Here is a 21,267-nt window from a genome sequence, read left to right as displayed (position 1 = left end):
ATCCTCAACAGCCGGATGCAGAGAACGCTGAAACTTCGCAGAGGACGCAGAAGAAACCGTTCTGAATGTCTTTTTGCGTCGTCTGCGAATCCTTTGCGTCCTCTGCGTCCGGTATTTGACTTCCCATGGCCTCCATCGAATTCAACAACGTCATCAAGCGCTACGGCACCGGCCCCAAGGCCAACCAGGTCATCCACGGCGTGAGCGCCGAGGTGAAGGACGGCGAGTTCGTCGTCATCGTCGGCCCCTCGGGCTGCGGCAAATCCACGCTGCTGCGCATGGTGGCGGGGCTGGAGGAGATCACCGAGGGCACCATCAGCATCGGCGGCCGCGTGGTGAACAACCTGGAGCCGGCCGAGCGCGACATCGCCATGGTGTTCCAGAACTACGCGCTCTACCCGCACATGAGCGTGTTCGACAACATGGCCTACGGCCTGAAGATCAAGAAGGTGCCGCCCGACGAGATCAGGGCGCGGGTGGACAAGGCGGCCAAGATTCTGGAGCTGGGCAGCTTTCTGCAGCGCAAGCCGCGCGAACTGTCGGGCGGGCAGCGCCAGCGCGTAGCCATGGGCCGCGCCATCGTGCGCCAGCCGCAGGTGTTTCTGTTCGACGAGCCACTGTCCAACCTCGACGCCAAGCTGCGCGCCCAGACCCGGCTGGAGATCGAGAAGCTGCACCGCGAACTGGGCATTACCAGCCTGTTCGTCACCCACGACCAAGTGGAGGCCATGACGCTGGCGCAGCGCATGATGGTGATGAACGCCGGCCGCATGGAGCAGTTCGGCACGCCCGAAGAGGTGTACCACCGCCCCGCCACCACCTTCGTCGCCAGCTTCATCGGCGCGCCGCCGATGAACCTGCTGAGCGGCGTGGAAGGCGTGCGCGACGGTGTGACCCTGGGCATCCGCCCCGAGCACCTGCGCGTGGTCGATTCGGGCGGCTGGCCACTGGCCGTGGAAACGGTGGAAATGCTGGGCGCCGAGCGCCTGGTGTACGGCCGCCTGGGCGGCGCGCAGGGGCCGTGGACGATTCTGCGCATGAACGAGATCGAGGCACCGCCCGCCCCTGGCCAGACGCTGCACGTGCTGCCGCTGGAAGACCGCGTGCACGGCTTCGACGCCGAAACCGGCGTGCGGCTGGAAGCCTGAATTACTCACCTATTGATAGCTGTCTGTGCTTATTGGAAGGGCGCTGGAGGCCAATTTGACCCATAAACCAGACATGCTCCCGCCCTGGCCCTACCCCTTCTGGATCGCGCACCGCGGCGCCGGCAAGCTGGCGCCCGAGAACACGCTGGCCGCCTTCCGCCTGGGCGCGCAGCATGGCTACCGCATGGCCGAATGCGACGCCAAGCTGTCGGCCGACGGCGTGGTGTTTCTGCTGCACGACAGCACGCTGGAGCGCACCACCAGCAGCCACGGGACGGCCGGTGACCTGCCCTGGTCGGCCCTGGCGCAGCTGGATGCCGGCGGCTGGCACTCGCGCGCCTACGCCGGCGAGCCGATCCCGACGCTGCAGAACCTGGCCCGCTGGTGCCTGGCCAACCGCTGCCTGCTCGACATCGAGATCAAGCCCACCCCGGGCGTGGAAGAGCAAACCGGCCGCGCCGTGGCCGAACTGGCCGCGCGCCTGTGGCAGGGCGCACCGGTGCCGCCGCTGCTCACCTCGTTCCGGCCTGAGTCACTGTTCGGCGCGCTGGCCGTGGCGCCGCACCTGCCGCGCGGCCTGCTGCTGGACACACTGTGGGACGGCTGGGCCGACATCGCCACGCGCCTGCAATGCGCCGCCATCGTCTGCAACCACGCGCTGTGGGACGCGGCCCTGGTCGCCCGCGTGCACAGCATGGGCCTGCGCGCCCTGAGCTACACCGTGAACGACGAATGGGCGGCCGAGCGCCTGATTGCGCTGGGCACCGACGGCATCGTGACCGACCGGGTCGATCTGTTCAGCCCAGCCTGAGCACCTGACCCAGCCGCACCGGGCCCTTCAGCCGCGCGCCGGCCGCCAGGCTTCGGCCGCCGCGCTGGCCAGCACCAGCGCACCGTAGGTCAGCATCCGCCCGTCCTGCCCCAGCAGCGCCAGGCCCAGCATCAGCACCGCCAGGCATACTGCAAAATTAATAGCTATCCGCGCCCGCCAGTTGGGCGCTGCAGCCCTTTTTCGATCCAGAACATGCGACAACCCCACCACCACCGGCGCCACGAACAGCGCGGGTGCCACGAAGCCCGCCAGATGCCAGATGAAGTCGATCAGGTCCATGTTCTTGATGCCAGTCAAGTTCGCGAGACGTCACAAACCGCGAATTGCGTACAAATTTTATAATCCGAGAGATGGCTGTCTGGGCTTTGGGTCTGAACCACCACACCGCGCCGCTGGATCTGCGCGGCCGTTTCGCGTTCGCGATCGACCAGATCGCGCCGGCGCTGCACGGCCTGCGCCAGTCGCACCTGCGGCACCCCGAGGCGGCGATCCTCTCCACCTGCAACCGCACCGAGGTGTACTGCGCGTCCGACAACGTGCAGATCGACCACACCCTGGGCTGGCTGGCCAAGGCCGGCGACGTATCGCCCGCCGCCCTGCACGAACATACCTATGTGCTGCAGAACGACCAGGCCGCGCGCCACGCCTTCCGCGTCGCCAGCGGGCTCGACAGCATGGTGCTGGGCGAGGCGCAGATCCTGGGCCAGATGAAGAACGCCGTGCGCGCCGCCGAGGACGCCGGCGCGCTGGGCACCACGCTCAACCAGCTGTTCCAGCGCAGCTTCGCCGTCGCCAAGGAGGTGCGCACCTCCACCGACATCGGCGCCCACTCCATCAGCATGGCCGCCGCCGCCGTGCGCCTGGCCGGCAACCTGTTCGAGGACCTGCGCCAGATCAAGGTGCTGTTCGTCGGCGCCGGCGAGATGATCGAGCTGGCCGCCACCCACTTCGCCGCGCGCCAGCCGCAGGCCATCGCCATCGCCAACCGCACGCTGGAGCGGGGCGAAAAGCTGGCCACCCGCTTCAGTGCCGAGGTGATGCGCCTGGCCGACCTGCCCGAGCGCCTGCACGAATTCGACGCCGTCGTCAGCTGCACCGCCAGCACCCTGCCCATCATCGGCCTGGGCGCCGTCGAGCGGGCGCTGAAAAAGCGTCGCCACCGCCCCATCTTCATGGTCGACCTGGCCGTGCCGCGCGACATCGAACCCGAGGTGAAGGCCCTGGGCGACGTCTACCTCTACACCGTCGACGACCTCGCCCAGGTGGTGCAGACCGGCCAGGCCAACCGCCAGGCCGCCGTGGCCCAGGCCGAGGCCATCATCGACGCCGGCGTGCAGAGCTTCATGCACTGGATCGACCAGCGCGACCCGGCAGGCGGCGTGGTGCCCCTGATCCAGCAGCTCAACGCCCAGGCCGACGAATGGCGCGCCCTTGAACTCGCCCGCGCCCGCAAGCGCCTGGCCAAGGGCGACGACATCGAGGCCGTGCTCGAAGCCCTGTCGCGCGGGCTGACGCAGAAGATGCTGCACGGCGCCATGGCCGAACTGCGCGCCGCCGACCCGGCGCACCGGGATCAGGCGACGCAGGCCGTGGAGCGGTTGTTTCTTCGCTCTGCCTCCGGCTCATCCAGCGCCAGGCTGTCGGGCAAACCCGACCGCTGATCCGGCATTTTTCCCGTTCGTCCGATAGACGTTCCAATAGAGCGTGGCTTGCCTACTATGAGGCAATGCAACCCAAGTGTTCTCGCTCACAACATGGCTGGCCATCGGCGTTACACCACCGGCAGGATCGTGGGTTCTCCTTAATCGAAGCCTTGGTCGCCATCACGGTGCTGGCTGTCTTGGCCAGCTTGGCAGCACCCAGCTTTACCAGTTTGATTGAGCGCTGGCGCGCGCGCGACGCAGCGGAGGCTTTGGTTTCCACCGTTTACTTAGCCCGAGCGGAAGCCATGCGTCGTGGAGGTGGCATCGTGGTCAAGAAAACATCGAATACCTCTGACTGCGCTCTGGCCGGCACCAAGCAAAGTTGGGGCTGTGGCTGGGTGGTCTTTCATGACCTCAACAACGACAAGAACCCAGACGCCAATGAAGTGATTCGCACTTACAGCGGCGCAGCGCGCACCAACGTCATGCACAACAGCGGCGGCGAGTATTTCACCGTGGATCGAAACGGTGTCATCGGTAGCCTGAACGCCAAAGGGTTCAACATCACGCCCGTGAGCGGCGGTATCAGTTCGCCCGCTGCACGCGGCGTCTGTGTCAGTTCCGGGGGCGCGTCAAAGTCATTGAGGATCCACCGTGCCAGTAAATCCCCTCCACCCGAAACGTATGAGCACAGGCAGCACTCGTCACAGCCAGAGCGGCATCACGCTCATTGAATCCCTTGTGGCGCTGGTTGTTACCGCTGTGGCGCTGTTCGGGCTCCTCGGCATACAGATGCGCACATTGGTGGACACGCAGGCCGGCGCGCGCCGCGCCCAAGCTATCCGGTTGATCGAGGATCTCGGCGAGCGCATGCAGAACAACCCGAACGCGTTGGGCAACCTGGCGGCCTACACCGGCACACCTGCTTCCGCAGCGGTCGATTGCGGCACTGCCCCTTGCACACCGGCTGAACTGGCGGAATACGACATCTGGCAATGGCGTCAGAACGTGATATCCAATTTACCCGGAGGCAGTGCCCAGGTTTTCGTTCAAGTGGCGGTGCCCGCCAGTTGGGGGTACTGATCGGCTGGCGAGAAGGTGAATACAACCTCGATGGTCAGGAACGCACAGTGGCCGAAACCACCCAACTCAAATCTGTATTCACCGTAACCGGCACCGACAGCGCTGGTGGAGAGGTCAAATGTCCCGATGGTCTGCTCTGTCATCTGCAGTACCTACAGCCTCTGCAGCGTTGCACGCCATGGAGCGTAGGGGTGGTGCGTTGTATTGCCCCAATTGATGCGGAACTGACCAGCCTTGGAGTTGCCTCAAATGGCCTATCTAAATTCCTCCGTCCGTCGCCAGAAAGGCGTGACGCTGATCGAACTGATGGTCGGCATTGCACTGGGGTTGATGGTGGTTGCGGTTGCCACAGTCGCGCTGATGTCGTCCCGCAGCGTCAGCGGAACCATCTCCGACGCATCGACCATGCAGCAGCAGGCCTCGTACGCTTTCAGTGTGATTGGCCGCCAGGTTCGTCAAGCGGGGAGCGTTGAACTCAACCTCAATCCGAACCTGTCTTTTACAGTGGTGACGGCACTTTTGCAGCGCTGCAGCCGGTGGCATTTGATGCGCCTGACCCCGAAGGCTTGCGTCCTCCTTTCGACCGGAGAGTCAGCACACTTTCCGGAACCACGGGACCCGCGTTCACCGTCGGTTACCAAAACTACGCCGAAAAGATCAAACCCGAGGGCAGCTTAGTGACCGAATCGCAGCTACGTGACTGCCTCGGACAAAACCCAGGCAAGTCCAGCCCAGCCACCACGCCCGTGATCTCGAGCCGGTTTTCATTGAACGACAACGGCGAGTTGGTTTGCACTGGCTCTGGTGGCGGTGGCACTCAAGCCATCATTGACGGCGTGACTGACTGGCAGGTTCGCTATGCCGTGCAACCCCATGGCACCACCACCATGCAGTACCTGACGAACCCTGACGACATCACCAACTGGAACAGCGTTTATGCCGTTGAGGTTTGCCTGGAGCTCACCAGCAAGGAAGCCATCGGCGGCCTTAGCGGCGCCACGTACAAGAACTGCAATAGCGAAGACGCCAGCTACGACAACCGCCTCAAGATGGTTTTCCGCAGCACCTACCAATTGCGCAGCCAGGGACTGGCGGGGTAAGTGACATGATGACTCTGTTTTCTTTGCCAGGACGGCCCGAGAACCGTACTCGCAGCATCCCCTTATCGCTATCGCTGGCTAGGCGACAGAAGGGCGTGGCTCTGTATGTCGTTATCGTCCTAGTGCTGCTCTCCATGTTGCTGGCGCTGTGGGCGTCGCGCAGCGCTTTGTTCGGTGAAGTTGTAGTCGGCAACGACGCCGACTATCGGCGCACTTTCGAAGCTGCGCAGGCCATGCTGCAAGACGCCGAGTTCGATATTCGTGGCGTACAGCCCGACGGCTCGATTTGCGTCAATGATCCCGCCAAAGAGGATGTATGTCGCCGCGCCACGGCTGTCTTCTTCGATATCGAGACGAAAGATCTTGAACAGACACTTTCGGAGATTCAGGACAGGAGCCCGACACTCAAGTGCTACAAGGGCATTTGCCAGAAGCGGGCAGACCCTCAGGATTTCTGGAACGACTCGGCCACCTTGACGGCCATGAAGGATGACAACGTGGCGGCCCATTACGGTCAGTTTACGGGCGCAGATGCTGCGGCTACCGCCAACCCCATTTTGAGCGGCACGGCGGGAAACCGACGCGCTTGGTACTGGGTGGAAATCCTGCCCTATGTAGACCCCAATGTCTCCCTGTTAGCCGGCATGCCGCCCGGCTCCAACGTGGAGCGTTTCGCACCCAGTCGGAAAAAACCATGGGTTTATCGCATCACCGCCATCGCTCAAGGCAATCGCCCCACGACGACAGTGGTTCTGCAGTCCACTTTGTCATTGCAGGCTGTTGAATAAGCAAGATCGGTCTAAGGAAAGACCCACATAGTCTGTAGATACCTAGGGATGATCGCTATGAAAAAATCTATCCTGCCAAGAAAAAGAGTGATTGCGGCAGTAGTTGCCACGATCGGTTTGCCGCTTCCATTGCTTGGTGCCCCTCTGGATTTGGCGCAATATCCTGCTGGCTCCGCCTATAGAATGCCCGCCCCGAACGTCATTCTCAGCGTGGACAACTCGGGGAGCATGAACAACTTGGACGGCACCGGCAAGAAGCGAATTCAGTGGCTCAAGGAAGGGCTTCAGAACACACTGATCAACCAGTCGACCTACGACAACAGGTTTCGCTTGGCTTGGCAGTCATTCACTTGCGACAATATTCCGTCGAACAGCGGTGGCTGTCAGAATAAAAACGCCTTGAATATTTTCTCTGGCACGCACAAGGCCAATTTCAGCACCTGGGTTGCAGGCTTGGTAGAAGGCGGCTGGACCCCGTCTCACAAGATGGTTTGGAACGCCGGCGAATACCTCAAGAAAACGGGCGCCGATAATCCTTGGAATACGGTCCCAGGAACGGCAGACGATAATCCTCTGACTTGCCGCAAGGCTTACCACATTTTCCTCTCGGACGGTGGCTGGAACCGATACAGGGAAGACATTGCGCCCGCTTTCAACGCCTTCGGCTTCCAGGCGAAGATGGCAAGTGACTCGGCGGAGCGCATCTCCGACGCTGATCGCACGAACGTCACGTTTCCAGACGGCAAGTCGTACTCGACCACTGACCCGCAGACTCAGGTGTATCAGGGTGCTGGGGGTGGTACCGCCACGACGACATACAACGTTACCACGAATCCTAACGACGGAAGCCCGTGCAACGCTTGGAATCGCTCAGGGCAATGTACTCGCTGGGCAGTGACTCGCCATTTTGCTTATCCCACCTTGTCGGACATGGCGTTTCATTACTGGTCGACCGACCTTCAGCCCAGCATTGCCAACGAAATCATTCCTGATGTTATTCAATCCGGTGACGAGACTTTTGTATCGACGACAGGATCGCAGACGCTTGAAGAGTACTGGAACCCAAAGAACAACCCTGCCACTTGGCAGCATATGAAGCACTACACCATTGGCTATGGAAAAACAGCCAGCCAGTGGACCAACAGTGGCACCAACCCGCTGTTCACGGGCGGCATGTACGGGTCGGGGCTGACAGACGTGGTCACCGGGGAAATTTTGGACAGACACAACGCTGTCCCTTTCTGAAACCTATTATGATCGCTACCGTCCTGAAGAACTCTGGCACATGGCCATAAACAGCCGTGGAGAGTTTTCCCTGTGACCGGTGGTGATCTGACACCCGTTTTCGAGCGAATTTTGGCGCGATCATCGCCGACACCAGCCAACCTGTGACCAGTTTCACCTCGGCTTCGGGCTCGATCAGTCGCGTAGGCACGTCGGCCTACCAAGCAAGCTATGTGGCAGCCGATGACCAGAACTCTCTGGCCAATCGATGGTACGGTTACGTCGCGTCCAATTCCATTTCGACCAGCGGAACCGTCTCCCCGAACACCGCATGGGGCACGACCGGTGCGGGCCAAGGGTTAACCACTGCCGATAAATTGGATGCTATTCCAACCTCGAGCATTCCTGATCGTTTGGTGCTTTCATTCAACGACGAAACGCGCACCGGCATTTCCTTTGAATGGTTGACTGCGTCGTCACCCCTCAGCGATGCCCAGAAGACCTTGCTCAAGGGAACGGACACCGATGCCGTCGGACGAGACCGCGTTAACTTCATCCGCGGTGACCGCAGCAAGGAACAAGATCAAACGGGAGGAACCTTCCGGACCCGCAAGTCTCGGCAGGGGATATCGTCAACTCTGCGGTCTGGTACATCGGTCAACCCGCCAGTGCCTACTCGTTTGGTGGCTATACCGCCTTCACCGCAGCTCAGCGCAAGCGCACGCCGATGCTGTATGTTGGCGGCAATGATGGCATGCTGCACGGATTCTCCGCCACCGATGGCACCGAGAAGATTGCCTACGTTCCTCAGGGCGTCATCAAAAATCTTCCCGCCTTGACGCGGCCTAACTACGATCATCAATATTATGTTGATGGCTCGCCCTTTACCGGCGACCTGAAACTCGGCTCTGGTAATACGGCCGCCGACTGGGCAACTTATCTGGTGGGCACGTTGGGTGCGGGTGGCAAGGGTTTCTTCGTGCTGGATGTGACCAATCCAGGCGCCAGTGATGGTTCGACGCCCTCGGATTTTGTGAAAACCAAGGCTGGCAGTCTGGTGGTGATGGACAAGACAGCGTTCAATGCCGACCCATCCGACCCCGATTGGCCCGAGAAGTGGAAAGACATTGGACACATCTTTGGCGGCCCCGTGGTTGCTGAAAACAATACTCAGCGGGCGCTTCAGATTACACGTACAAACGACAACCGTTGGGCCGTTGTTCTGGGTAATGGCTACAACAGCGTGAATGAGCGACCCGTACTCCTGATCCAGTACCTGGATGGCGACAAGTCGCTGAAAATCATCCCGGCTGTACCCACCGACCATGCCGAGGCGAAATCCAACGGACTCTCGACTCCACAGTTCCTTGACGTCAACGGCGACGGCATTCCCGACTTTGTCTACGCTGGTGATCTGCGGGGCAACATGTGGAAGTTCGACATCGCCAGCAACGACCCTGCGCAATGGAAGGTCGCTTTTGGCGGAAAGGAGTTGTTTCGCGCCACTTACACATCGCCGAGCGGCGGCATCAGCCGGCAGCCCATCACAACCCCACCCGTGTTCCGTCCGAACCGCGAAGTGGGCGGCCTGATGGTGGCCTTCGGAACGGGTCGAAACCTCACCGAAGGCGACCGGACTGACGTTTCTAGGCAAAGCCTCTACTCCGTTCTTGACAATACCCGCTATGAAGTGGAAACGGCGGCGGGCGCCTCACGAGGCAAAGTCAAGGTCAAGGACAGCAATCCAACACCGGCCACGGTGACCCGTGCACAACTGCAATCACAGTCCGTGGATGAAGGTTCACAGCGCGCAGGTGGCGGGATCAGTTCTGGCCGCACGTTCTGGAAACTGGAGGCGACCAGGGTGAAATATGACTGCCCTGAGGACGCCACAGACTGCACCGAGAAGAAAGGCTGGTACATGGATCTGCCCGAAGTCGGTGAACGATCACTGGCATCCATCGATTTTTATGATGGCGGCAACCTGCTTGAAATCATTACAGAGGTTCCCGCATCGGGCAGCGCGACCGCAGACAGTGAAGAGGTGTGCACGCCTTCGCCCCGTTCCGTCAAGAACTTCCGGACGTTGCTGAACATCACGACCGGTCTGCCGGCGGGTGCACCCTTGATGAATGTGGACGGCAATACGACCACGGATGCGAACGGCGTCACCACGGGGGTTTACAACAGCATCGATGCTGGCTATGCCCGCATGACAGCTTCGCCCAAAGAGCTTCGAGTAGGTTCAAAGTTCGAGCAAAGAAGAGCTGGCAGCGATGGCGTTGCCGACAATCTCGCCAAGCTGCCCGAACTGCTGCTGCGCCCCAACTGGCGCCAGTTGAGATAACGCCGCACTAAAGTGCATTGGGCCACCATGAATGGAAGCCCTTTTTGACGAAGCGCCAGCGCGGCTTCACACTGATTGAGTTGATGATCACCGTCGCCGTGATCGGCATCTTGGCCGCCATCGCGTATCCCAGTTATGCTGAGTACGTTCGACGTGGTCACCGCGCCGAGGCACGTGCCGGGATGTTGCAGGCAGCGCAGTGGATGGAGCGGGCGGCCACGGCTACTGGCACCTATCCTCTAACGGCCAACTTTCCTGACAGCCTGAAGAAAGTTCCGGCCGATCGCTACGACATTTCATTGACTTCAGACGGCACCACGTACACCCTCACCGGAACTCCAAAGAATTCACAGGCCGGTGACAAATGCGGCAACTACACGCTGACGAACGCGGGAGTCCGAGGGGTATCTGGGACAGCAACTGTGCAGGATTGCTGGGGCAAATAAGAACGCAGCCACGTATATCTTTCAAGCTGAAAAAGCTGGCCGCCTATGGATGGCCAGCTTTTTCTTGCGCGACAATCCTCGCCCTGATGATGCGAGATTCACTGCGCCACCAACTCCAGCGCCACACTGATCGCCTGGGCGAGCTGGATTTTCTGCTGACCCAGCCCGATGTTATGGCCGACATGGGGCAGTTCATGAAGCTGTCGCGCGAGCACACCGAGGTGGCCGCGGTGGCAGGGCGCTGGGCGCGCTTTCAGCAGCGCGAGAAAGACCTGGCCGCGGCCAACGAGTTGCTTGACGACCCGGACATGGCCGACATGGCGCGCGAGGAGATTGCCGCCGCCGAAGCCGAACTGACCGAGCTGGAGGCCGAGCTGCAGCGCATGCTGCTGCCCAAGGACCCCGATGACGCGCGCAACGCCTTCCTCGAGATCCGCGCGGGCACGGGCGGTGATGAGTCGGCCCTGTTCGCGGGTGACCTGGCGCGCATGTACACGCGTTACGCGCAAGGCGAAGGCTGGCGCGTGGAGGTGATGAGCGAGTCGCCGGCGGAGCTGGGCGGCTACAAGGAGGTGGTGCTGCGCATCGAGGGCGACGGCGCCTATGGCCGGCTGCGTTTTGAGTCGGGCGGGCACCGCGTGCAGCGCGTGCCGGTGACGGAGACGCAGGGCCGCATCCACACCAGTGCCGCCACCGTGGCGGTGATGCCCGAGCCGGATGCGGCCGAGGCGATCACGCTAAACCCGGCCGATCTGCGCATCGACACCTTCCGCGCATCCGGCGCGGGCGGGCAGCACATCAACAAGACCGATTCGGCCGTGCGCGTGGTGCACCTGCCCACGGGCATGGTGGCCGAATGCCAGGACGGCCGCAGCCAGCACGCCAACAAGGCCAAGGCGCTGCAGGTGCTGCAGGCGCGCCTGCAGGAGAAGGAGCGCAGCGAGCGCGCCGCCAAGGAGGCCGCCACGCGCAAGGGCCTGATCGGCAGCGGCGACCGCAGCGACCGCATCCGCACCTACAACTTCCCGCAGGGGCGGCTGACCGACCACCGCATCAACCTGACGCTGTACAAGGTGGCAATGGTGATGGAAGGCGACCTGGCCGATGTACTGGATGCGCTGCAGGCTGCGCGCGAGGCCGAGCAGGTTGCCGAGCTGGAGGTCAACGCCTGAGCCGTTCCGGCGTTGGAAAGCCGTGGGTGGCTGCGCCGCCGCGCCAGGCCGCATACCATGGGCCATTACGCTGGCACGGCACCTTGGGTGAACGCGCTGCTTGGCGCCGAAGCGCTGCCACGCAACCCTTCATGCATCACATACTCCACTGCATGAAACCCGCAAGCGCCCGTGAATAAAGCGCAAACAACCGATACTCCCCTTGATTTGATTCCGGCTCCGACATCCCTATCCTCCACCCTGCGTGCCGAAGACCTGCCTCATTCCAATTCCAGATCGAAGCTGCCATAGCTCGTCATTCCGGCGCAAGCCGCGATCCAGACGCCGTGGGCGGAGCAACATGAATCCGGCCTTCGCCGGGATGACGGCGATTGACGCATTGAACTGGAACTGGAATCAGGACGCCACAACCACATTCACACAGCAAAGGACCGACACCATGCCCCTGAACGCCACCTCCTCGCACCGCCCTGCCCTGCTGCTGGCAGGCGCGGCGGCCTTGTCGCTGCTGGCCGGCTGCGGCACCGGCGGCACGCCCTGGGGCGCCACGCCCACGCGCATCGAGATTCCTGTGCCGGATTTGCGCAAGGCGCCCGAGGTGTGGGATGGCGCCTCCGGCTCCACCGCCGGCGCGCAACGCGTGGCCGACCGGGTGCGCGCCGCGCTGGCGGCACAGCCCGCGCTGGCCGGCAGCAATCTGGGCGTCGACACCTACGAAGGCGGCGTGGTGATTTTGAGCGGGCAACTGGCCAACCCGGCCGACCGCGCCCTGGCCGTGCAGACCGCGCGCAGCGTGGCCGGCGTGCGCGACGTGGTGGATCGGATGAGCGCGCCGTGATGTTCGTGGGCGTTGCGCCATGCTGACACTGTAGGAGCGGCCTTGGCCGCGATGGCGGCGCGTCGAAGAATGAGACGCCCTATCGCGGGCAAGCCCGCTCCCACAAGCGCCCCATGAAGGTTGCTTGTCAGGATGACTCCTATGCTTCCCGCAAGCAAAATAGGCCTCCAGCGCCCGTCCCTACAGCGCAAGCAGCTTCCTTTTCAATAGCAATCAGTGACCACCCTGTCCAACGCCCTGCGCCACTGGCAAGCACGCGGCCTGCCCCGGCTGGAGGCGCAGATGCTGCTGCTGCACGTGCTGGAGCAGCCCACGCACGCCCGCGCCTGGCTGCTGGCGCACGACACCGATGCGATGCCCGCCGAAGCCGACGCACGCCTGCAGGCGCTGGCCACGCGCCGGCTGGCGGGCGAGCCGCTGGCCTATCTGACGGGTGAGAAGGCCTTCCACGGCCTCACGCTGCGCGTCGATGCCCGCGTGCTCGACCCGCGCGACGATACCGAGACGCTGGTCGACTGGGCGCTGGCCCTGCTGCCCGCCGATGCACCGCGCCGCGTGCTCGACCTGGGCACGGGCAGCGGCGCCATCGCGCTGGCCATCGCGCAGCAGCGGCCGCTGGCGCAGGTGGTGGCGGTGGACGCCAGCGCCGACGCGCTCGCCGTGGCGCGCGCCAATGCCGAGCGGCTGGGCCTGCGCGTCGACATGCGCCTGGGCGACTGGCTGACGCCAGTGGCGGGCGAACGCCTTGACCTGATCGTCAGCAACCCGCCCTACATTGCCGACACCGACCCGCACCTGCCCGCGCTGGCACACGAGCCGCGCCAGGCCTTGGTCAGCGGCGCCGATGGGCTGGACGACATCCGCCGCATCGTGGCGCAGGCGCCTGCGCACCTGGCGCCCGGCGGCTGGCTGCTGCTGGAGCACGGCTGGGATCAGGCTGGCGCGGTGCGCGCGCTGCTCAGTGCCGCGGGGTTCGCGCAGGTGCAGTCGCGGCGCGACCTGGCGGGCATCGAGCGCGGCTCAGGCGGGCAGTACCCAGACCGCCGCGCTCAATCCAGCGAAAAGCTGTCGAACTGAATCGCCGCCCCGCCAAACGCGCTCTGACGCGCCAGCCGGGCCGCCAGCACCGACGGCCACAGCAGGTTCAGCGCCCCTGGATCTGATCCGCCGGGGGCACGGTCTGCGGCGTATCGTCCAGCCCCAGCAGCAAGGGCTGGCCATCGTCCTGCACGGGTTGCCAGGCCGGCTCATCCCCGCCACGGCGCGCGGCGCACGGGCAGCCAGTGCATGCAGCACCATGAACGCGCTGGCGCTGGTGGACGCAGCGCCCGCGCGGCGCAAAGGCTTGGCCTGCAGCGGGTGGCCCAGGCGGCGCCAGCCGGCGGCACTCAGCTCCGCCCCCTGCACAAAGCCGGCGGCCCAGGTGTGCCACGCTTCGTCCGTCACCGCACCGCCCTCTTCCGTACCCAGTGCTTGCGCCAAGGCCGGCGCCGGCAGCGGCATGGCCATGCCCGCCTGCGCGTTGGCCAGGGGCGCGTTCAGGCTGTTGTACAGCCGCATGATGGCATCCATGTCGGCGTTGATCGCCTTGAGCTGAGCGGCTTGGGTCTTGGGCAGTGCGTTGGTGCGCCAGTCCAGCACGCCCGGCAGCCAGCGCCCGGGCATGACGAGATCGGGCGCCCAGGCCAAGGCGGCCAGAAAACCGTGCAGGCGCGGCCAGTCGCTGTGGCGGCGCAGGTGCTGGCGCGCGCTCTCGGGCAGGGCCAGGTCGTCGGCACCGGTGCCGCCCGCCAGCAGGTTCGACATGCCAGCAGCGCCCTTCGGTGCGGCGCGCTTCCTGGTGGCGGCGCGGGTCTTGCGCGCGGGCTTGACGGGCAGGGCCAGGCTGCGCGCCCAGGCCAGCGCCCCGGTGCGCACCCAGTCGGCGCGGGCTTCGACGCGGTAATCGTAGGCCGCGAGGGAGCCGCCCACGCGCATGCCAGGGCCTTGTTCGGCTTCAGGCACGTCCAGCATGTCGGGCCACAGCGCCTGCATGAACGCGGGTACTCGGCATGGGCCTGCGCCAGCACGGCGGCGGCTTCGTCGGGGCGGCCCAGCACGTACAAGGCCAGCGCGCGACGGTGCTGCGCGGGTGGCCAGTCGTTGGGGTATTGGTCGAGCAGGGCCAGCGCATCGGCGGCGCGGCCTTGCGCGATATAGGCATCGGTCACTTGCGCGCGCCAGCCGTGGTTGTCCACGGGGTTCAGCGCCAGGCCCCATTCAGCCAGCGCCAGCACGTCACGCTGGCAGGCATGGCCGAGGTCGATGATTTGCGCCAGCAGACGCAGCAGCGGCTGGGTGCCCGCGTGCGCCCACTCGGCACCCAGGCGCGCCTGCCGCGCGCTGGCGGCATCGGGCACGGTGTGCCACAGCGCATGCAGCAGGCGCAGCGCGTGCTCGGCCAGGCGCCAGGCGGCTTGCAGATCGGCGGCGGATTCGTCCATCAGCACGCGCTCCTGCGCGGCCAGCAGCAAGTCGTCCAGCACCTGCACGCTCATCCAGCCTTCGGGGCTCAGGCGCAGGAATTCGGCAGCCCAGAAGGCGTCTTCGATCAGCGCTTCGGCATCGCCCAGCAGCTGGGTCGACATGGGCTTATCGACCGGAAAACGCCGCTGCCAGCGCCGCTCCAGCGCCGCCAGCGCCCGGGCGGGGCGCACGCGCAGCCAGCGCATGCCGGCGGTCAGCGCCTTGACGGCATCTACTGACGGCTTGGCGGACCGGCGGGCCGTGCCCTGGGTTTCGATGCGGTAGGCGGCGCGGACGGCGTCGGCATCCAGCGTGTCGGGCACCTGGGCGCACAGCGCCAGCCAGTCGCGCGTGCTTTCTGCGTCGAAGCCACCGGCATCTTCGGCCATGTGCTCGTACGCAGCCTGCAGGCCGTGCTCGGCCAGGTCCTGCAGCACCAGCGCCAGTTCATCGAACCCGCCACGGCGCGCCTTGGCGGCCAGCAGCGGACCGCGCAACCGCGCTTCGTCGGCCCGGCCCTCGGCCAGCAGGGTGACCAGTTCCAGGTGCCAGAGTTGCGGGTCATCAGGCGCGGCGCGCTGCGCCTGCTTGAACACCGCCCACGCACCACGGTAGTCGCCCTGATCGGCCAGCATGCTCACCTCGCGGCCCAGCGCGGCAACGGCCAGCGCCTTGTCGCGGCTCTGGCCGATGCGCCGCGCCAGGGCCAGGCGGCGCGTCTGCTGGCCCAGCGCTTGCAGGGCATCCATCAGGATGTCGAAGGCGGGCTCATGGCGCTCGTCCAGGCCCTCGGCCTGCTCGAACAGCGGCGCCAGCACGCGCTCGACCTGTTCGGGGCGGCCCTGCTCCATCCAGAACATGGCCGCCTGCGCCAGCGCGTGCGGCGGCAGCGTGCGCAGGTTGCCCAGATCCAGCGCCTGCGGCGGTGCGTGCTGAATAGCCAGCGCCATCAGCATCTCGGGCTCGATCGGCAGCGGCAGATCGGCCCAGGCGGCGCAGCAGTGCTTGTATTTGCGGCCCGATCCGCAGTAGCACGGGTCGTTGCGCTCCAGCTTGGGCAACCCGCGCGGGCGCCAGCGGTTTTGCGGCAGCGGCACGGCGGCCCACAACGCGCGTGCCATGGCCCGGGCACCCAGCGGGTCGGTGCGGGGGCCACGGTAGCCAGCGGGCCATCGGGGCTGGCAAACCAGTCGCTGAACGCGGCCAGTGATTCGCCCTGCAGCAGGCGGCTGACCATGGTCTCCAGCAACTTGCCGGAGTCTGGGCGCGGGTTCTCGAAAGTGCTCATGCTCCATCCTGCGTGGCGGGGTTGCATCCTGGGACGATGGGCCATCCGCCAGCGCCGGATAGCGCAGCGGCAGCAACGACGCCAACCCGAACTCGCCCAGCAATGCCCGCGGCCGCTCGCCGGCGCGGCGCTTCTTGTGGCCGGTGTAGCGGGCAATGATCAGCTCGTTCTTCAGGCTGTGTTCCCAGCCGACCAGCTCGGTCACCGTCACGCTGTAGCCCTGCGATTCGAGGTACAGGCAGCGCAGCACGTTGGTCAGCTGGCTGCCCATTTCGCGCGTGTGCAGCGGGTGGCGCCACAGCTCGGCCAGCGGCGTGCGCGACAGTTGCAGCGCCTTCGACTGCCGCAGGTTGGCGGCCAGCTCGGCCTGGCAGCAGGGGACCAGCACCATGGCCTGCGCTTTTTGACCAGGCCAAAGGCAATGGCGTCGTCGGTCGCCGTGTCGCAGGCGTGCAGGGCGGTGACGATGTCGAAGCGCTCGGGCAGCGCGCTGTCGTGCGCGGCATCGGCGGCGGCGATGTTCAAGAAGCGCATGCGCTCGAAGCCCAGCCGCCCGGCTAGGGCACGCGAACGCTCCACCAGTTCGGGCCGCGTCTCGATGCCGTGCACCACGCCGCTGCCCTGCCCCTTCAGCAGCAGGTCGTACAGGATGAAGCCCAGGTACGACTTGCCGGCGCCGTGGTCGGCCAGCGTCAGTTCGCCGGCATGCGGCGTGATTTCGGCGACGATTTTCTCGATGAACTGCACCAGGTGCTCGACCTGCTTGAGCTTGCGGCGCGAATCCTGGTTCAGTCGGCCATCGCGGGTGAGGATGTGCAGTTCCTTCAGCAGTTCGACCGACTGGCCGGGGCGCAGTTCGGCAAGCACGGGGTTCCCAGCACCTTTTCCGGCGCCGGCGCTTGCTGGATGGGCGCCAGGCGCTTTTGTTTTTGAAGCGCTCGAGGAGAGGCTGCGTGAGGCGTGGCGCTTGTTCATGCGGCATTCTCGCTTGCGCGACAGGGCTCGGCATGGCCGCAGGCACCGCAGCGGCGACCGGTGAGCGGCGGCGGCGCAGGGACCAGTGTGAGCATGAGCACCGTCCAGGCCAGCAACGCCAAGAGTGCGCCCTGGGCACGCACAGGCCGCCAATCGCGGGCGGCGCAGCGTGGGCAAAGGTCGGCAGGCAGCGCCAGTTGTTCCTCCAGGGCCTCCTCGAACACGCCCTGCTGCCAGTCCGCGAGCACGGCGCGGGCCTGGTCCGCCTGGATCGAAGGCACCTGAATCTGAACTTCGCCGTAGGCCAGCGATTTCGACCATGCGAGCGCAATCATGTGCTCGCTGAAAAGCGTCGCCGCGATGCCTTCGCTGACCAGCAGACCGCGCACGGTGTGCGCCGTCAGCAGGTTGAGTTCGCGGTGCACGGTGATCAGCATGTCGGGCCGACGGTGCGCGGTGGCATGCCAGAGAATTTGAAGAATGACGGGCTGCTGCGCTTATGAATCGGGCGCCAACAGCTCTCAAATCAAGAGCACATCAGCCGCAGTTCGATCATCACTGCGCCTCGGTGGAGGGCCCCACGCCCAGCGCCGCCCAGCCTTCATGGCCCAGCTTCTCCAGCGTGGCCATGTTGGCCTCGTAGATCGCCTCGGCCTCGGGGAAGGCTTCGACGGCGCGGTCGATGCTTTCTTCGCGGATAAGGTGCAGCGTGGGGTACGGCGCGCGGTTGGTGGCGTTGGTGATGTCATCCTCGTCGGTGCCGGCGAACTGAAAGCGCGGATGGAACGGGGCGACCTGCAGCGTGCCGTCCAGGTCCAGCGCCGTCACCACCGCGTCGGCCTCATCGAGCAGGTCGTTGAAGTCGAGGAAGTCGTCGAAGCCGCGCGGGGCGATCAGCAGCGTGGTTTCGCGCTCATCCGGGCTGGCGTCGGCCAGGGCCTGCAGCTCGGCACGCAGCATCGTCAGCAGGGCTTGGCGGTCGTCGCCCTCGCACACGGCGTAGTGAATCTGCCCCTTGGCGTGCGGCGCCTTGGCGAAGGGGCACAGGTTGAGGCCGATCACCGCGCGCTCGAGCCAGCGGCGGGTGTCGGCGATCACAGTGTCGGGCGGTACGGAAGCGGGATCACGGGCTGTGCTCATGACGGCATTGTGCCTTGGACTAGGAGTGGCATTTACTACACTAATGATAGCTGCTGACGCAACGTGGACGGGCGCCAGAGGCCGATTTCATTCATAAGACCGCAGCTGCCGCCCGATGAGCGCCGCCAGCAGCGCGCCGGCCACGCAGCAACTGGCCGTGACCACCCAGGTGTGCTGCCAGCCCCCGCCACGCCCGCCACCCAGGCCACCAGCGGTGGGCCGCTGACCTGACCGACGGCGGAAAGCTGTTGCATCCAGCCGACTGTGGTGGCGATGGTGCGCTCGCCCGGCGCCAGTTGCGACACCAGGCCGAACAGCGTGCCGGGGATCAGCCCGCCCACGCTGGAAAACAGCAGCGCGCCCACGTAGCGCGCCACCGGCGCGTCGGCCGTGAGCGTGCCGAAGGCCAGGAAGGCGCCCAGTGCCATGGCGCCGAAGCCGCTCCACAACAACCGCTGCGGCGCCACGCCGCGGTGCAGTAGGCGCCCGGCGGCGATGTTGCCGAGCATGTTGACGGCCGCCACCAGCGCCGTCAGCACCGCACCCCGCGCGCCGCCCCAGCCGGACTGCTGGTACAGCGCCGGCAGAAAGCCGATCACCGCCAGCCACTGCGCCGAATACACGCCGAAGGTGAGCGCGCCCAGCCACGGCCCGCGCGAGCCCAGCGTGGCGGCCAGGCGCTGTGGCCAGCGCTCGCCATCGGCGGCGCGGCGCTGGTGCGCGTGCGGATCGCGCGGGACGACGGCGCGCACCCACAGCGCCATCGCCGCCGTCAGCGCCGCCGTGAGCCACCACCACGCCGGCCAGCGCCAGGTGCCGATAACCAGCGGCCCCAGCAGCAACGCCACGGCGGTGCCGAACGGCATGAAGGCGCCCCAGAAGCCGAGCATGCGCGTCATCTGCGCCGGTGCCACGGTGCGCCGCACTAGGCTGGGCGCCGGCACGGTGACCAGCAGCACGCCCACGCCCTCCACGGCGCGCAGCACCAGCAGGCTGGCGGCATCGTGCGCCCAGCCGCCGGCCAGGCCGGCCACGGTGAGCATGCCCAGCCCCGCCAGCATGCTGCGCCGCAGGCCGATGCCGTCGGCCATCAGCCCGGCGACGATGCCCAGCGCCATCGAGGCCAGCTGCACCAGCGACAGCAGGAACCCCGCCTGCACCAGCGTGATGCCCAGGTCGGCCTGCAGCGCCGGAATGGCCGGCGGCAGCTTGCCCACGTGCAGCGCGGCGCTGACGCCGGCGAGGATGACGATCCACGGCGCGTGGGGGTGCGGCTGGGACGCGGGCGACATGCTCATGAGGCGTGCCCTGCCCAGCACGCGTTGACCCAGACTGTGGGAGCGGGCTTGCCCGCGATCAGCGCGTCTCGCTCTTCAATGGCTGCCATCCCGGCCATGGCCGCTCCCACATTGAAACGCTTCATGCCAGCAGGCGCTGGCCGGTCAGCCGCTCGTGCTCGCGCAGGGCGAAGCGGTCCGTCATACCGGCGATGTAGTCGGCCACGGCGCGTTCGCGGTCGGGGCGCTCGGCGAAGCTGGGGCGCAGCTCGGCGGGCCGGTCGAGGTAGGCGGCGAACAGCTCGCGCACCACCTGCCGCGCCTGCGCGGTGGTGTCGACCACCTGCGGGTGGCGGTACAGGTTGGCGAACAGAAAGCGCTTGAGCGCGCTGGACTGCGCGCGCATCTCGGCGCTGAACTGCACCAGCCGGCCGGTACGGCGCGCATCGTCGGCGCTGCGCGGCGCGGCGGCGGCCAGCGCGGCGCCGGTGGCGTCGATCACGTCGTAGATCTGCGCCGACAGCATGCGGCGGATGGCCTCGTACAGCGTGCGGCGCTCGGCCAGCCGCGGGTATTCGGCCCGCACCGTGCGCAGGTGCCGGGCGAACAGCGGCACCTCGGCCACCTGCGTCAGCGTGAGCAAGCCCGAGCGCACGCCGTCGTCGATGTCGTGCGCGTTGTAGGCGATCTCGTCGGCCAGGTTGGCCAGTTGCGCCTCCAGGCTGGGCTGCGTGCCGTCGATGAAGCGGCGCGCCACACCGCCCGGCTCGGCCGCCTCCAGCAGGCGCGCGTTGGCGGCGGAGCAGTGCTTGAGGATGCCTTCGCGCGTCTCGAAGCTCAGGTTCAGGCCATCGTGGTCGGGGTAGCGGTGCTCCAGCCAGTCGACCACGCGCAGGCTTTGCAGGTTGTGCTCGAAGCCGCCGTGCGCAGCCATGCAGTCGTTGAGCGCATCCTGCCCGGCGTGGCCGAAGGGCGTGTGGCCGAGGTCGTGCGCCAGGGCGATGGTCTCGGTCAGGTCTTCGTTCAGCCGCAGCGAGCGGGCGATGGAGCGGGCAAGTTGCGCCACCTCCAGCGAATGCGTGAGCCGGGTGCGGAACAGGTCGCCCTCGTGGTTCAGGAACACCTGCGTTTTGTAGACCAGCCGGCGGAACGCGGTGGAGTGCACGATGCGGTCGCGGTCGCGCTGGAAGTCGTCGCGCGTGGGCGCCGGCGTGACCGGATGGCGCCGGCCGCGCGACTGGGCAGGGTCGCAGGCGTAGGGGGCCAGGGTCATGGGCGGGGCACCCGGTGCGCCTTGCGGCGGCTTGGCTGCAATGAATTTAATAGCTGTTTGCGCCTGTTATACATGGATTTCAAATGCATTCGAACCTGAAATCCTTTAAAGACGGGCGCAGGCAGCTACTTTTATTGAAGAGCCGGGTTGAACGGACATCCACGCTGCGCGCCTCATCGCCGCCGGCC

Annotated in this window: 22 protein-coding genes and 2 pseudogenes; 14 read left to right on the top strand and 10 right to left on the bottom strand. The window is 65.6% G+C overall.

Features of this window, described 5'->3' with window-relative positions:
- Positions 1 to 125 precede the first annotated feature (125 nt).
- Together ugpC and ugpQ are read left to right on the top strand one after the other, a co-directional pair.
- Positions 126 to 1,148, top strand: a complete 1,023-nt coding sequence (gene ugpC / locus H0I39_RS13585) for a sn-glycerol-3-phosphate ABC transporter ATP-binding protein UgpC (RefSeq protein WP_180550857.1) — start codon at positions 126 to 128, stop codon at positions 1,146 to 1,148.
- A 73-nt stretch (positions 1,149 to 1,221) separates the two neighbouring features.
- Positions 1,222 to 1,959, top strand: a complete 738-nt coding sequence (gene ugpQ / locus H0I39_RS13580; protein WP_180550856.1) for a glycerophosphodiester phosphodiesterase — start codon at positions 1,222 to 1,224, stop codon at positions 1,957 to 1,959.
- 27 nt (positions 1,960 to 1,986) lie between these two features.
- On the opposite strand, the gene H0I39_RS13575 is transcribed toward ugpQ, so the two are convergent.
- Complete coding sequence (locus H0I39_RS13575; protein WP_180550855.1) at positions 1,987 to 2,259, bottom strand: hypothetical protein; 273 nt, start codon at positions 2,257 to 2,259, stop codon at positions 1,987 to 1,989.
- Between the two features lie 71 nt (positions 2,260 to 2,330).
- Here H0I39_RS13575 and hemA point away from each other — a divergent pair, with 71 nt between their 5' ends.
- From hemA to pilV, 3 genes are all read left to right on the top strand, one after another.
- Positions 2,331 to 3,641 carry a glutamyl-tRNA reductase gene (gene hemA, locus H0I39_RS13570; protein ID WP_180550854.1) on the top strand — a complete coding sequence of 437 codons (1,311 nt, stop codon included), beginning with the start codon at positions 2,331 to 2,333 and terminating at the stop codon, positions 3,639 to 3,641.
- Positions 3,642 to 3,706: 65 nt separating this feature from the next.
- Complete coding sequence (locus H0I39_RS13560) at positions 3,707 to 4,357, top strand: GspH/FimT family pseudopilin (RefSeq protein WP_373368303.1); 651 nt, start codon at positions 3,707 to 3,709, stop codon at positions 4,355 to 4,357.
- Entirely contained in the window at positions 4,308 to 4,706 is a 399-nt protein-coding gene (pilV, locus tag H0I39_RS13555; RefSeq protein ID WP_257645793.1) for a type IV pilus modification protein PilV, read from the top strand. Before H0I39_RS13560 ends, pilV begins: the two co-directional genes overlap by 50 nt.
- Here the strand turns inward: pilV and H0I39_RS13550 are convergent.
- Positions 4,673 to 4,849, bottom strand: coding sequence for a hypothetical protein (locus tag H0I39_RS13550; protein ID WP_180550851.1), 177 nt, complete (start codon positions 4,847 to 4,849; stop codon positions 4,673 to 4,675). The genes pilV and H0I39_RS13550 overlap by 34 nt on opposite strands.
- Before the next feature lie 106 nt (positions 4,850 to 4,955).
- Here H0I39_RS13550 and H0I39_RS22350 point away from each other — a divergent pair, with 106 nt between their 5' ends.
- From H0I39_RS22350 to H0I39_RS13535, 4 genes are all read left to right on the top strand, one after another.
- Positions 4,956 to 5,384, top strand: coding sequence for a PilW family protein (locus H0I39_RS22350; protein ID WP_373368345.1), 429 nt, complete (start codon positions 4,956 to 4,958; stop codon positions 5,382 to 5,384).
- Entirely contained in the window at positions 5,384 to 5,806 is a 423-nt protein-coding gene (locus H0I39_RS23405) for a PilW family protein (protein WP_308645856.1), read from the top strand. Before H0I39_RS22350 ends, H0I39_RS23405 begins: the two co-directional genes overlap by 1 nt.
- 134 nt (positions 5,807 to 5,940) lie before the next feature.
- A complete protein-coding gene (locus H0I39_RS13540; RefSeq protein ID WP_257645791.1) occupies positions 5,941 to 6,594 on the top strand; it encodes a pilus assembly PilX family protein in 654 nt (217 codons plus the stop codon).
- A gap of 57 nt (positions 6,595 to 6,651) precedes the next feature.
- Positions 6,652 to 7,839 (top strand): hypothetical protein, encoded by a 1,188-nt coding sequence (locus H0I39_RS13535; RefSeq protein ID WP_180550850.1) that lies wholly within the window; start codon positions 6,652 to 6,654, stop codon positions 7,837 to 7,839.
- 256 nt (positions 7,840 to 8,095) lie between these two features.
- Here the strand turns inward: H0I39_RS13535 and H0I39_RS13530 are convergent, their stop codons facing one another.
- Positions 8,096 to 8,329, bottom strand: a complete 234-nt coding sequence (locus H0I39_RS13530; protein ID WP_180550849.1) for a hypothetical protein — start codon at positions 8,327 to 8,329, stop codon at positions 8,096 to 8,098.
- 117 nt (positions 8,330 to 8,446) lie between these two features.
- On the opposite strand from H0I39_RS13530, the gene H0I39_RS13525 reads away from it, so the two are divergent.
- From H0I39_RS13525 to prmC, 5 genes are all read left to right on the top strand, one after another.
- The gene (locus H0I39_RS13525) at positions 8,447 to 10,165 is read left to right on the top strand and encodes a pilus assembly protein (RefSeq protein ID WP_180551816.1); all 1,719 of its coding nucleotides are present in this window, start codon (positions 8,447 to 8,449) and stop codon (positions 10,163 to 10,165) included.
- 44 nt (positions 10,166 to 10,209) lie between these two features.
- A complete protein-coding gene (locus H0I39_RS13520) occupies positions 10,210 to 10,611 on the top strand; it encodes a type IV pilin protein (RefSeq protein WP_180550848.1) in 402 nt (133 codons plus the stop codon).
- An 89-nt stretch (positions 10,612 to 10,700) separates the two neighbouring features.
- Positions 10,701 to 11,783 (top strand): peptide chain release factor 1, encoded by a 1,083-nt coding sequence (prfA, locus tag H0I39_RS13515; RefSeq protein ID WP_180551815.1) that lies wholly within the window; start codon positions 10,701 to 10,703, stop codon positions 11,781 to 11,783.
- Between the two features lie 439 nt (positions 11,784 to 12,222).
- On the top strand, positions 12,223 to 12,621 hold the full coding sequence (locus tag H0I39_RS13510) for a BON domain-containing protein (RefSeq protein ID WP_180550847.1): 399 nt from the start codon (positions 12,223 to 12,225) through the stop codon (positions 12,619 to 12,621).
- 216 nt (positions 12,622 to 12,837) lie between these two features.
- Positions 12,838 to 13,698, top strand: coding sequence for a peptide chain release factor N(5)-glutamine methyltransferase (gene prmC, locus H0I39_RS13505; protein WP_180550846.1), 861 nt, complete (start codon positions 12,838 to 12,840; stop codon positions 13,696 to 13,698).
- Here the strand turns inward: prmC and H0I39_RS24205 are convergent.
- The 7 genes and pseudogenes from H0I39_RS24205 to H0I39_RS13470 all read right to left on the bottom strand — a co-directional run bounded on the left by H0I39_RS24205 (position 13,642) and on the right by H0I39_RS13470 (position 21,079).
- Positions 13,642 to 14,427: a YecA/YgfB family protein gene (locus H0I39_RS24205; RefSeq protein WP_180550845.1), complete on the bottom strand. Its 786-nt coding sequence runs from the start codon at positions 14,425 to 14,427 to the stop codon at positions 13,642 to 13,644. The two genes, prmC and H0I39_RS24205, sit on opposite strands and share 57 nt — an antisense overlap.
- Before the next feature lie 1,691 nt (positions 14,428 to 16,118).
- A pseudogene (locus tag H0I39_RS24200) lies at positions 16,119 to 16,247 on the bottom strand (SEC-C metal-binding domain-containing protein); the annotation flags it as partial.
- 216 nt (positions 16,248 to 16,463) lie between these two features.
- Positions 16,464 to 17,389, bottom strand: a pseudogene (locus tag H0I39_RS13490) (class I SAM-dependent methyltransferase); the annotation flags it as partial.
- The gene (locus tag H0I39_RS13485; RefSeq protein WP_180550844.1) at positions 17,386 to 17,826 is read right to left on the bottom strand and encodes a putative signal transducing protein; all 441 of its coding nucleotides are present in this window, start codon (positions 17,824 to 17,826) and stop codon (positions 17,386 to 17,388) included. The pseudogene H0I39_RS13490 and the gene H0I39_RS13485, both read right to left, overlap by 4 nt.
- Positions 17,827 to 17,944: 118 nt before the next feature.
- The gene (locus tag H0I39_RS13480) at positions 17,945 to 18,529 is read right to left on the bottom strand and encodes a DUF1415 domain-containing protein (protein ID WP_180550843.1); all 585 of its coding nucleotides are present in this window, start codon (positions 18,527 to 18,529) and stop codon (positions 17,945 to 17,947) included.
- Between the two features lie 35 nt (positions 18,530 to 18,564).
- Positions 18,565 to 19,827: an MFS transporter gene (locus H0I39_RS13475; RefSeq protein ID WP_307776820.1), complete on the bottom strand. Its 1,263-nt coding sequence runs from the start codon at positions 19,825 to 19,827 to the stop codon at positions 18,565 to 18,567.
- Positions 19,828 to 19,948: 121 nt separating this feature from the next.
- A complete protein-coding gene (locus H0I39_RS13470; protein ID WP_180550842.1) occupies positions 19,949 to 21,079 on the bottom strand; it encodes a deoxyguanosinetriphosphate triphosphohydrolase in 1,131 nt (376 codons plus the stop codon).
- Positions 21,080 to 21,267 lie beyond the last annotated feature (188 nt).

The organism is Ottowia beijingensis (genome assembly GCF_013423955.1).
In the GTDB taxonomy this organism is placed as follows: domain Bacteria; phylum Pseudomonadota; class Gammaproteobacteria; order Burkholderiales; family Burkholderiaceae_C; genus Ottowia; species Ottowia beijingensis.
This window is presented reverse-complemented; position numbering and strand designations above follow the sequence as displayed.

Coding starts and splice junctions, on each gene's coding strand:
- ugpQ (WP_180550856.1), top strand. CDS start 1,222: ATGCTCCCGCCCTGGCCCTACCCCTTCTGGATCGCGCACCGCGGCGCC.
- H0I39_RS13540 (WP_257645791.1), top strand. CDS start 5,941: ATGTTGCTGGCGCTGTGGGCGTCGCGCAGCGCTTTGTTCGGTGAAGTT.
- H0I39_RS13510 (WP_180550847.1), top strand. CDS start 12,223: ATGCCCCTGAACGCCACCTCCTCGCACCGCCCTGCCCTGCTGCTGGCA.
- H0I39_RS13480 (WP_180550843.1), bottom strand. CDS start 18,529: ATGAGCACAGCCCGTGATCCCGCTTCCGTACCGCCCGACACTGTGATC.
- prfA (WP_180551815.1), top strand. CDS start 10,701: ATGCGAGATTCACTGCGCCACCAACTCCAGCGCCACACTGATCGCCTG.
- H0I39_RS13560 (WP_373368303.1), top strand. CDS start 3,707: ATGCAACCCAAGTGTTCTCGCTCACAACATGGCTGGCCATCGGCGTTA.
- H0I39_RS13470 (WP_180550842.1), bottom strand. CDS start 21,079: ATGACCCTGGCCCCCTACGCCTGCGACCCTGCCCAGTCGCGCGGCCGG.
- H0I39_RS13475 (WP_307776820.1), bottom strand. CDS start 19,827: ATGAGCATGTCGCCCGCGTCCCAGCCGCACCCCCACGCGCCGTGGATC.
- H0I39_RS13550 (WP_180550851.1), bottom strand. CDS start 4,849: ATGACAGAGCAGACCATCGGGACATTTGACCTCTCCACCAGCGCTGTC.
- H0I39_RS13485 (WP_180550844.1), bottom strand. CDS start 17,826: ATGCTGATCACCGTGCACCGCGAACTCAACCTGCTGACGGCGCACACC.
- ugpC (WP_180550857.1), top strand. CDS start 126: ATGGCCTCCATCGAATTCAACAACGTCATCAAGCGCTACGGCACCGGC.
- H0I39_RS13575 (WP_180550855.1), bottom strand. CDS start 2,259: ATGGACCTGATCGACTTCATCTGGCATCTGGCGGGCTTCGTGGCACCC.
- pilV (WP_257645793.1), top strand. CDS start 4,308: ATGAGCACAGGCAGCACTCGTCACAGCCAGAGCGGCATCACGCTCATT.
- H0I39_RS13535 (WP_180550850.1), top strand. CDS start 6,652: ATGAAAAAATCTATCCTGCCAAGAAAAAGAGTGATTGCGGCAGTAGTT.
- H0I39_RS22350 (WP_373368345.1), top strand. CDS start 4,956: ATGGCCTATCTAAATTCCTCCGTCCGTCGCCAGAAAGGCGTGACGCTG.
- hemA (WP_180550854.1), top strand. CDS start 2,331: ATGGCTGTCTGGGCTTTGGGTCTGAACCACCACACCGCGCCGCTGGAT.
- H0I39_RS24205 (WP_180550845.1), bottom strand. CDS start 14,427: ATGTCGAACCTGCTGGCGGGCGGCACCGGTGCCGACGACCTGGCCCTG.